The following is a 300-nucleotide window of genomic DNA, read 5'->3' on the forward strand; positions in this document are numbered from 1 at the left end:
ATCCCAACGCCGGAACACCGGCTGCGGTAGATACTTCGCTTCAGGAGACCAAGCCGGAAGTTTCATCCGCTATGGTGCGGATCGGGAAAACCGACAATAAAGACCTTAAGGGAGTGTTGGTACTTTCCGATACCGATAAAGCCATGGTGCTTCCCAAAGTGGCAAGCCCTCACCTGAATATTATAGATCCCGCTCCGGGATTGGTGGTGTACGACACCACGGCCCACCAGATCGCCGTCTTCAATGGTCAGGGATGGAGCTTCTGGGGACCGAAGTAATCTTCATGAGGGTATTTTAATG

General features: G+C 52.3%; 1 pseudogene. It reads left to right on the plus strand.

The annotated features are described in order from the left end of the window. Positions 1-278, plus strand: a pseudogene (locus tag AC3WV0_RS18150) (hypothetical protein); the annotation flags it as partial. Positions 279-300: the final 22 nt, after the last annotated feature.

The sequence above is a fragment of the Chryseobacterium sp. 27AL genome (genome assembly GCF_057815395.1).